The organism is Streptococcus sp. SI1, from assembly GCF_030439945.1.
GTDB lineage: Bacteria > Bacillota > Bacilli > Lactobacillales > Streptococcaceae > Streptococcus > Streptococcus intermedius.
Genome location: NZ_JAQFJE010000006.1, coordinates 143,675 through 154,523, shown reverse-complemented (window position 1 = coordinate 154,523; position 10,849 = coordinate 143,675). Strand labels below are relative to the sequence as shown.

At 34.7% G+C, this 10,849-nt stretch carries 8 protein-coding genes; all 8 read right to left on the bottom strand.

The features are described from left to right. The coding region (locus PCY10_RS08415; protein ID WP_020998240.1) for a DUF4176 domain-containing protein at nt 1-712 on the bottom strand (712 nt) is incomplete at its 3' end. Next, nucleotides 709-1,005 (bottom strand): hypothetical protein, encoded by a 297-nt coding sequence (locus tag PCY10_RS08410; RefSeq protein WP_041787343.1) that lies wholly within the window; start codon nt 1,003-1,005, stop codon nt 709-711. The genes PCY10_RS08415 and PCY10_RS08410, both read right to left, overlap by 4 nt. Nucleotides 1,006-1,023: 18 nt before the next feature. Continuing rightward, the gene (locus PCY10_RS08405; RefSeq protein WP_020998239.1) at nt 1,024-1,455 is read right to left on the bottom strand and encodes a hypothetical protein; all 432 of its coding nucleotides are present in this window, start codon (nt 1,453-1,455) and stop codon (nt 1,024-1,026) included. A 190-nt stretch (nt 1,456-1,645) separates the two neighbouring features. Then, on the bottom strand, nt 1,646-4,381 hold the full coding sequence (locus PCY10_RS08400; RefSeq protein WP_021002346.1) for a hypothetical protein: 2,736 nt from the start codon (nt 4,379-4,381) through the stop codon (nt 1,646-1,648). Between the two features lie 133 nt (nt 4,382-4,514). Beyond that, nucleotides 4,515-8,939 carry a type VII secretion protein EssC gene (essC, locus tag PCY10_RS08395; protein ID WP_021002345.1) on the bottom strand — a complete coding sequence of 1,475 codons (4,425 nt, stop codon included), beginning with the start codon at nt 8,937-8,939 and terminating at the stop codon, nt 4,515-4,517. Further along, the gene (essB, locus tag PCY10_RS08390; RefSeq protein ID WP_020998236.1) at nt 8,932-10,068 is read right to left on the bottom strand and encodes a type VII secretion protein EssB; all 1,137 of its coding nucleotides are present in this window, start codon (nt 10,066-10,068) and stop codon (nt 8,932-8,934) included. The genes essC and essB overlap by 8 nt, the downstream gene beginning before the upstream one ends. Continuing rightward, nucleotides 10,058-10,312, bottom strand: coding sequence for a hypothetical protein (locus PCY10_RS08385; RefSeq protein ID WP_041787662.1), 255 nt, complete (start codon nt 10,310-10,312; stop codon nt 10,058-10,060). The genes essB and PCY10_RS08385 overlap by 11 nt, the downstream gene beginning before the upstream one ends. After that, nucleotides 10,281-10,754, bottom strand: a complete 474-nt coding sequence (locus PCY10_RS08380) for a type VII secretion protein (RefSeq protein WP_235046485.1) — start codon at nt 10,752-10,754, stop codon at nt 10,281-10,283. The genes PCY10_RS08385 and PCY10_RS08380 overlap by 32 nt, the downstream gene beginning before the upstream one ends. Nucleotides 10,755-10,849: the final 95 nt, after the last annotated feature.

The window sequence follows — 10,849 nt, the reverse complement described above, 5'->3', positions numbered from 1 at the left end:
ATTTCAACTCCTCCTTTCTTAACGACGGTGTGGTGAGATACGTTAGATAGGCCACTTGATCAGATTGGGTCATAAAAGCGGTTGATAGCTGATGAAGTTCCAGCTGACTGCCACGAAGGACTTCTTTCATTTGATCCTCCCATTCATTCTCTAAGCCCATATGGATAACATTCTTTATCAACATGTTACTTACAAATACAGGAGGAATATTCGCTACTTCTCCAAAAGGCCACACCCGACCAAAGTAATCAATTTCATAGGCCTCAAAATCTTTTGCCAATGGAAGACGGCGACCCGCTAGCATCACTAAAGCACCTGGAGCTTCTCCTAGCATAGTTTGAAGAGAAGCGTCTAATAATTCTAAATCTAATTCAACAACTGTACCTATCGGATAAAGTTCTCCAAATACTGCATCAATAACACCTATAAAAAGCAGAAACTCCTCCTCTTCCCAGATAACTTCTTTCTCTTTAAAAGTATACAAAATTTGACCATCATCAGAGCGTTCAAAGAGTATGGATAACCCCAAGAAGGATTGATATTCATAGTTTTTTTGCTTTAATTTTATTAGTTTATAAACTCCCTTCAATGCTTCCGGGCGTTCTCCCAAAAAGATTCCCAGTTCCAGCACATCGTCGGTAACAGCAAAATTGACAGTTGGCCAATCCGATAAAACTTCTGGAAAAATTTCTACTGGTCTGTATTCCGTCATTTAGAAAACCTCGTATAATTCTTATTTTTATCAAATTGAGTGGCATACTGCTTATCATCTGAGACAATTTTCTCGCCCATCTTGTTCATCAGGTCTGTCCGGCTTGCCCCATAACTCGCATAAGAAGATTGAAGTTTATTCCAATCCTCTCCAAGACCATTAAACTTTTTGAAACGACTGAGAGTCGTTTTCTTTACACCTATTTTTTTAATAGCGCTAAGATTTGTCACTTTTTGCTTAGCAGCCGTTACAACTCTTGTCCATTCATCGGGGGATACTCCTATTTTTGCCATACATTCTCCTTATATTTATTATACGATTGCATTCCACCATGAGACTGCCATATCCCAGCAACTATGAGCAGCTTCTAGTAGATTGAGCTGTGACGCTTCCTGTTTAGCAATTTCACCATTAATGTTCTTTAAAGTAGTTTGATAATCATTTTCCATACTTTTAAGACTGGTGACAGCCTTACCAGAATGAATCTCGCATCGTTTCCGCAATTCACCTTTCCAGCCTGCAGCTGTAACATCAGCAGCTGTATCAAATTGATCAAAGAAACTATCAAATTGATTAATGAGTTGATTTAATTGATTGATTTGCAATTCAATCTCTTTCTTGGCTGTCCTCAAACGTTTAAGCTTTTCGCCGACGTTATCCGCTTCTTGTTTATACCGTTCTCCTTCAGCATGGTACCAATTCCCTTTTTGCTTATTGGCTTCTCTCTCCTGTTCTTTTCCCATGATATCTCCTCGCTTTTATAAATTCAACTATAACTAACATAGCTCAGCCGTAATATACGACTGAGCTATTGTTATTCTATAACAATATATATCAGATTAATAGATACTGAAAACTTTATATACCATACAGTCATAGTAATAGTATAATTCTACTATTTTTATTTGTCAACAGTATCTATTAACTAGAGCATTATTCAAAATGCTCCTCATCCTCTACAGGAAGCATTTCTTTTCTATGACTATATTGCTTCATCGTAATTGCTGTCGCAATATTTGTCAGGATTAAGATAAGAACAAGATAAATCCAAATTGGTGTATTTTTCAGAATACCAGATTGTTTCAATTCTTCAGATGCAATCGGATTTGATAAGAAATTCAGAACTGCTTGATTGTCCGTACCATTTGATCGAGCATTAGACAATACTCCCTGGAAATTCTTATTAAATGCATTAGCATTTTCAATATTCTTTGCCTGAGCTTTAACAAGCGAATCTGTTTGTCGATGTACTTTATTCACATCTCCTTGCACTCGTTTAGCCTGTTCTGTCAAACTACTGAATTGAGTTTCCATTGAACCAATTGCATTTCCTGTAGTGGTAACTGTATCAGATGCTTTTTGTGTACTTGATGCAAGCCCCATAACAGTCTTATAGAGTTGATTATTGGTATCATCTGTGGTATATACCCTACTATCTGATAAATTATTCCCTGACGTTGTTGAGGATGCCTCTAATAGCACTGGACCGTTTTTCTTCCATTTTTCGTACTGAGCATTTAATTCATCAGATGTCGTTTGATACCAATTAGTAATCTCGGATAGATTTTTTTCAAAATAGTTAGTTGGTAAGTCTTCCTTACTAAAATGCGGCAGATTATCAATAGTCTTTTGAAGCTGATTGATTTCTTTACTGAGTTTTCCGTATAAAGCAATTCCTGATTGCCGATAATTATTCACATCAGCTTCAGCCAAACGATCTACTATTGAAGCAGGTGAAAGCCTTCCGTACATTTTTGCAACTGAATCATTAGCCGGGGTTGCAACATCAATATCATAAGATGAATTTGGACTACCATATAGGTTTTTAACTGTAGTGGCAGCAGTATCAATGCGAGATAAGTGCCCCAAAATAGAAGATAAATTTTCTTTTACTAATGCAGTATTTGCTTTATTATTATCATAGAAAAATGTATACTGCATTGGTATTTTCTCATTACCAATTTCAACATCAAATTCTACAGTATTCACTCCATAATTAGGGGTAAACTGTAATTGAAACTGAATGGACGTTGGTTCTGAAATACTATTGACGCTTGGGGTCACCGCAACATTTTGAGCACCTTGACTACGGATATTCGTTACACGTACTGAGGTTGCAACATACTTATTTTCCTTATTATCACCCGATTTCATCTCCGGATAAACCGAATACATCGCAAACGTTTTTGATACTGTAGATGGTAAATTATCATTTTCCACATTTATAAAGGAATAACTTGGTATTGTCCCTGTAGTTGCTCCTTTAACGCTAGCATATTTTTCTAACAAATTCAGCTTAGCATTATAAGAGTTAATCTGTTCATCTGATAGAGCACCCATAGCCTTCAATTTATTAAACAAGGCTGTATAGTCTCCAGCTCTAACACTAATAGAAGCGATTGTACTATTAACTTGATTAGTATAATCAAGAGGTAATTCTGCTCGCTTTGAGAATGTATGCATGACTTGCATTGCTAAAGCTTGCTTCACACTCTTTTGATCAACAGCATCATTAATAGCTTTTAAAATTGCTTTTTCATCTTCTCCTAAGGAAGTTGTATCAACTTCTTGCCCATTGAAATAATTTTGTGACACTTGGCTACGCGCTTTCTCAAGGGAAGTTTTAACAGTCTCGATAGCCTTTTTGGATTGTTTTAACTGTTCTTGATAAGTATTAATTTTATTATTATAATCTGCTATACGAAGAGTCAATAAACGAAGATAAGATTCAGTATTATCTTGGGAGTCTTGTGACTGATGACCAAATAAATACAAAGCAGTTGCAGAATGATTATAAAGATTAAGATAAAAATTTTTATCCACATCGTACTGCTTTTGCAATGCACCATTAACTACTTTTACATTATGATTTACCACTTGTGATTGAATGTTCTCATACTGTAAAATCGAATCTGCTTGTTTAAACAAAGTGTCAACATTATTTTTCAATAGATTCGCGGTAGAATCTTTGAAGCTTGCAGTTGAACGCTCAAAAGACTGATTTGAAGATTGCACACCTTCAGCAATTGATGTAATAGAACCAAGCGATTGAATACTCTGCTCTGCTGGTTGGTAGATTGATGTTGTCAATGCATTGTACGTGTCAGTCTCATCTCCTACAATAGTATTCATCTGTCTTTTGGTATCATCAAGATTATTGATAACACTCGTAAAATATAAACGAATCATTTCTTTATTTAAGACATTAACGTATTCTCCAACTTGTTGGGACATTTCCAAAGTTTGCTCTTTTCTAACAGAATTTTTTACTTTGTATGTAATTTTAGCCCTTTCAGGATTGAAACTTTTAAATTGTAAAACACTATGTGAAAAGTCTTTTGGAACGTAAATAATAGCTTCTAAAGAATTATCGTTATATTGACTTTCTGCCTGATTCCTAGACATGACTTTCCAAGATGCTTTTTTCCCTTCATTCCTAGTTAATAAATTTGTAAATTCCTCACCAAAATTATATTGCGAACCGTTTAGTTGAGCTCCATCATCTTGATTAACAACCCCGATTCGAAGATGAGATTTTTCTTTAGTCCCAAGAGCAAAAGAAAAACTATCTGATTGTCCCATATAAACAAGGATTCCTGCAGCAATTATCAGGCACAATGCAATCATGATTCTCTGGAATATCTGTACCCTTTTTTTCTTCTTATCCATTATAATTATCTCCTTTTATTATCATCATTACTCTAATGCACGTAAATATTACGCGTCCTGTTTATTAGGAATGATCTGCTAAATTTTATATAATCTTATCTCTATTAACGGCATTACAAATTCTCCCTTAATCTTATTTATCTTGAGGTAGTTTTAACCGAGAAACATTTCGACCAACAAAAAACTGCGTTTCATTTATTCCCACCAAAGGTTCATTAAACTGATTGCGTCCTGGTACAACCTTCTGATCGTTAAAGATTGTGCCAAACGTTCCCATTGGTACATTCTGGCGAAGACGTTTAAAGAATGGAGTAAACTTGCTCTCAATACCATTTTGATATCCATGGAAAATCAAATGAATGTTAACTGAAGAAGCTTTGGTAAATATAGTATTCAAGTCTTTATCCGTCAATACAATTTTATCACCTGTCAAGTTTATATCAGGAAGATAAACAAACATTGGCTTCTTTCTGCGTTTTGCAGATTGAATCAATCCAAGTAGCTCTCTAAAGAATTGTAGTACATTTATTTCCTCAACGATAGTATCAAAGTATTCTTGCATACCAGCAAAGCGACCATCAATATCTACTACCACACGTTCAATTTTACCATCAAAAGCGTTAAAGGCAGACAATAATGTCTGTTCAATACTATAGATTTGTGATGGGGTATCACCCATGAGAAGGATAAATTCATATGCCATTGGCTCAACAGAACGAACTTTAGTCGTTTCTTTATCATAACCAATTGGTATTTTGAAATTCTTTCGTTCCTCCTGTACTGCAGCATCATTTTCAAAATCATCGAATGTAATTTCATTTGCTAACATAGGCACAGCTTGTGGTCTCTCTCCATCCCATGACTCATTCATTGACGCAATATTGTTCTCTAAGTATTGAAGACGCTCCAAGTCAGAATCCCCCTCTGCCGCAAGATAAACTTGGAAACGGATTGGCTCTTCAAATCGTATTTGCCCTCGCCCAGGGATTACTTGATCTGTTAAAGCATCAAATCCAATAATCTCTTTTTTGGAATCTTTATCTATCAAGTACAAAACAAACTGTGTTGCAAAGTTACTTCGCATATTTAGTTTCAATGTTGTATTACGAAGAACAGTTGTTATTAAATAAATTCCTAAACCATCGCCTTCACGTAAAATTTGATAAAAAGTAGGCTCTATTTGTCCTTCAAGCGGATGCTCTCGAACAGTATCATACGAATCAATAACATTAACAATAATTGGTAAAGAGGAGCCTGTTTTTTGTTCATATTGCTCTATAGATGTAACGCCATATTCAGCTAATAGTTCACGACGCCTTTGCAACTCTTTCCGTAAATGTTTGAGAACCTTCAATAATTTATCTGAGTCATCTAATGTTGCAATATCTGCCACATGCGGAAGATCTTTCAGAGGAAATAGACCGTTTGTTCCAAAATCAAATAAATTAAAATGCATTTGATCTGGGCGGTTAATGCGGGCAAAGTTCATCACCAATGTTTGAAGGGCTTGAGATTTCCCAAAACCAGGCGAGCCATATATTAAACTGTGACCAAATTCCTCCAAGTCAAAATCCAATACACGCTGAGATTGCTCCGAAGGAATATCCATAAGGGCAAATGGTGCTTTATATTGTTTTGCTTGTGTCCACTTCGTAGATAAAATCGGTGAAATAATATTTTCTCTAAGAGGAAGTAACCATGGTTTCTTTGGCATACGAAGATCTATAGATTTTGCATATTGCGCAATATATTCTACAACAGCTTCTAATTCTGTTTTTTCTGAACTACTGGTATCCTCTTCATCCATATAAGAAAGATCTTCTGTAATCAATTCATACTGCCCTAGTTCATTAATTTTCCAAAGGCGATTATCAATCTCTTCACTGTGTAATTTTGACACAGAAGAATAATTTGCTCCACTCCACGCCGATTGAAAAAGTTCATAGATTTCGTTATTTCCGACCTGTAAGTAAGCACGTCCTGGCTGTGTAATACTTGCAGCATCAGGTGTTTTTATAATTTCATTCGAATCAGCCGCTTCTGCTACCTTAAGAGCTAACTTAAACCGAGAATTAGACCAAATTTGATCATTAACAACACCCGAAGGTTTTTGCGTGGCAAGAATTAAGTGAATTCCCAAAGAACGCCCAATCCGTGCTGTTGATACTAATTCTGTCATAAATTCTGGCTCATTTTGTTTTAATTCAGCAAACTCATCTGAAATTAAGAACAAATGAGGAAGGGGTTCTGTTGGGAAATGTCCCTTTTCTCCAGCTCGTCCTTTTTTATATAACCTTGTATAACCATTAATATGGTTAACCCCAAATTGGCCAAATAAGCGTTGACGCTTTTGAAGTTCTGCTCGAATGGAAGCAAGAGCACGTTGAGTTCCAGCGCCGTCTAAGTTTGTGATAACTCCCATCAAATGTGGTAAAGATTTAAATAAATTTGCCATCCCACCACCCTTGAAGTCAATTGGTAGAAAACCGATATCTTCAGGACTAAAATTTAATGATAGTGATAAAATATAAGACTGTAAAATCTCTGATTTACCAGAACCTGTTGTCCCTGCAACTAAACCATGTGGACCATGAGCACGTTCATGTAAATTTAAATAAACAATATCATCTTTTCCCCGAACCCCAAGCGGGACTGCTAAACTTTTAGAAGCATCTCCACAAGCCCAACGACTTGATATGTTTAACTCATCTACTTGTTCCACATTATACATTTCTAAAAAGGTGATTGCATCTGGAAGGGAATTTTGCTGGCTTTCCTCATGGTTCAGGTTACTCAGGCTACGTACAACCATCTCATAATCATCTAACACAGGGTAAGGTTTAAATGTTTGATTTATGTATTTGCCTTGATTATTAATTAGAGTAGCTGTATTACTATTTTTTATACTAATCAAGGTTGTAATCGTTTCAGGTAGCTGACGCCTACTTTCTTTTGACCAAATAACAGTCACCCCAATAGACGCTAAATCGGGTCTTGAAAGAAATTCATTTATAGCATGGCCACTTAATAGATGATCATCTGAAATTATAATAACAATTTGAGGTAAATAGGTTTTATCCCGACCATTTTTTTCCTGAAAACGAGATTGTAGTACTTGATAAAGACTTGTCAACACAACATCCTTACTACGCTCGTCATAAACAAAACTTCGAACATTGATGGATGGTAACTGGAAATGTGGTAAGAAACGCCACTTTTTCCAGATTTGATTATAATCTTCTTGAGAAATTAAGTTAACAAATATAACATCATGATAAGAATGAAAGGCAGCAATTTGCAACAGAAGTTGCTGAATAAACAATTGACCCGTATTGTGTGATACCACAAGCCCAACAACATTGCCTGCAAGATTTGTTGTAACTGGTACTTCTTTTTGCTTTTTATAATTTTTTAGCAAATCTTGTGAGAAAATTGTGATATCGTCTTTTGTCAAATAATTTGTTTGATAATCAATTTGAAGGCAGCTATCAATGTCTCCTAAACCAAGCGAAACCACCATAAAATCTTCATTAAAAGGGAGACGCTCATAGAGCCGGTCATCATAATGTACTATCATCTCCATAAGATCATGAACACTTGGCTGTCGATAAAACAATATATTTTTCTCTTCTTCAAAATGCTTATGTAAAATTGATACTTGTTTCAGTAAGTATGCCTCATAATCTTCTACCCGCATAAGTTTTTTTTGCTTATACTCTTTTTTGTCAGAAAAATAGCCTGTAACTGAAAAGGTAGCAGTAAGAACACTCATCCCTCCCATTGTTAACATCATAATAGCATTGCGCCTCACCAATATAGCTACTAAACCTGAAAGAGCAATCATGCCAAGCGGTGGAATAATTGCTCGCCAAATAGCATTTTTCGGTTTTGTTGGTGGATTTTGTGGCTTCTCAATTTTTTGTTTCTCACTATAGATAATAGGAATGATACGAGGACTACGACGATAGTTTGGAAAATCAGATTGATAAATATTTTTTTTGTTCTCAATAAGAACACTTTTTTTATTGAAAATAGGCTCCTTAAAAAGTGAAAAGACCTGCCACTGATTTTCTCGGCGCTCAATAAAATAATTTTCTACAAAGATACAATCCCCTACGTTGAAAGGACGAACCACATCTGAGCTCACCAATTGATTATTAATATATAAAAGACTTCCATTTGGATATAGATAAACCTTGTTTTCTGCAAATAAAACATAAGCATTAGCCTGAATAGAAAGGTCAGCTTCTCTGCCATTTGAAATAATAAAATCTTTACTTGGAGGAAAAAGATATTTCGCATATATAGTCTTTGTCTCAAGAACAAAGATTAATTCATTATCAACCGTATTTGTACCTTTTGCTAATTCTTTCCCATTGACGTAGACTTCACTATTCATCATTTGAAATGTAAATTCTTGCTCACTAACAATCTCACCTTCACTAAGAGTAAGAATAGAAAGCTTCTCTCCAAATAAGATGATTTGGACTTGATTGGAATCATCGGTCACTAGATTATCTCCCATATGGTGAAAAAAGTAATTATTTTCTTTATTCATTTTTCACTTCACTCACTTTCACACCTAATTTGTTAGATAAGTCTTTAATCTCTTTGAGATATTCACTCAGTTTTTTCTGTTTCTCGGCTCCATCCATCTTTGGATCATTACGAACCTGTTCATACAAGTTCGTATAAGAGTGTAAGATCAACTGATTATCACCAATATTCTGAGCTAGATTCAAAGCCTTTTTATAATTCCCTCGTCCCAGATAAATCCAATATTCTAAAAGGTTCTCTGAACTTGATGGAGTAATTGTATTTAGGATACTCAATTTTTGCTTGTCGGATAAATTATCTAGGTGGATATAAGAAGAGGCCAAAACATATTTTGCTTCTTTACTAAGACGAATAATTTGGAATTTCCTCAAATCATCTGCTACATCATCATAACGTCTAGCAATAAAATGCCCTTGAGCATCTACCGTTGCTTTCTGCACAGGAGAGACCCAAAAATAAAAGTAAGCAGACAAAATACCTAAAATGATTGTAGTAATACCTGAAACAACTGTTCCGATAGTAAATATGTACCAATTTCGTTTCATCACTACTACTTTTTTTGCTTTTATTTCATCAGTAATCTTAGTGTAAGCTTTATTGATGTATTGCAATACTTCATCGTAGGTCTTGCACGCATCAATATCTTGCACTAATTGGTCTCTAATTGATGATATTCCATCTATTAATAAATCAAAATCAAGTTTTGGACGTAAAATAGAAACAATCAAGGCTTTATAGGTTGCTAAAAAGGTTTGCTCATTTAAATCCATAGGTTCCATAATTCCTATCAATCCATAATGAAGTATTTTAACTATGTTTCCTTGAACAAATATATTTTTAGGATGAATGTAAGGAATTTTAAAATCACTTTCTTTCCATTGAAGTATCCCCATTTTCTGCGCTAATTCCAAACGTTCAGCTTCTGTCATTTCACCTTTGACAAGCTCCGAGAGACTATCAGAGTATTTCGGTTTGTCATAAATTAACGACAGTGTTCCTTCTTCCTCTAAAGCCGTAGTAGCATCAACATAGTTTTCTATTGTAGATAATTTGGCGCGGACAAAATGACTGGCAAGTAGAGTTATTTTTACTTTTTCTTTACTATATTTAATTTCGATTTTATCGCTCATTTATTACTACCTCCAGTATATCACCGTTTCCTAATGGATATTCTACCAAGGGTCTATGCTGCTCAATTCGGAAACGCTTAAAATAAATATCTAAATGCCAGCTTGTAGTAATATTTAGCTTTTTATCTAAACCATTTTTACACATCAACTCTTTTACTTCTTGTAACGATAGAAATTTAGAAAAACGCAAATCGATTTCTTTATCCTCATATCTAATAGTCACGTTTAAATATCCTAATTCCATGAAATTTCCTTCCCAAGTGTACACCTAACACAGCCATCATTACAATAAACAATATTTCTCCGGCTCTTCCCCATATATTTATAGATTCGGACTTTTCTTTGTGTACTATTATAGTGTCAGATATAGTGTAGTTTTGAAAAAGAACCCGCTGATAAACTTGCATAATATCTTTGTTACTATTTTGGACACCATTTTTATTAAAATTAATCATATTAGCTGAAGCAACTAGCTTTTTTACGTCTAATTTTTCTTTTGTTGCTTGCTGTTCAGTTCTATCTATAAAGAGATTCGGAGCATATTGATGCTCTATTTCATTTCCACTAGAATGTTGCTTTCTCTGAGTGATGGAATCTGTCTTCATGTTCAATTCACCATCTTGAGCATAAACAATGTTTTCTAAAAACAAAAACATCAATAGTAAAATTCCAAATAATTTTTTCAAAGTTTGTATTAACTCCATTCTAATAATACTATCAAATTATTTCATTGGTCTACTAATACATCAGTCAATTTTGTTAAATCTAATTATGGTAAAAA

Bases quoted from the DNA above. Each gene is read 5' to 3' on its own strand.
- essC (WP_021002345.1), bottom strand. From the start codon at position 8,939: ATGAATAAAGAAAATAATTACTTTTTTCACCATATGGGAGATAATCTA.
- essB (WP_020998236.1), bottom strand. From the start codon at position 10,068: ATGAGCGATAAAATCGAAATTAAATATAGTAAAGAAAAAGTAAAAATA.
- PCY10_RS08405 (WP_020998239.1), bottom strand. From the start codon at position 1,455: ATGGGAAAAGAACAGGAGAGAGAAGCCAATAAGCAAAAAGGGAATTGG.
- PCY10_RS08385 (WP_041787662.1), bottom strand. From the start codon at position 10,312: ATGGAATTAGGATATTTAAACGTGACTATTAGATATGAGGATAAAGAA.
- PCY10_RS08400 (WP_021002346.1), bottom strand. From the start codon at position 4,381: ATGGATAAGAAGAAAAAAAGGGTACAGATATTCCAGAGAATCATGATT.
- PCY10_RS08410 (WP_041787343.1), bottom strand. From the start codon at position 1,005: ATGGCAAAAATAGGAGTATCCCCCGATGAATGGACAAGAGTTGTAACG.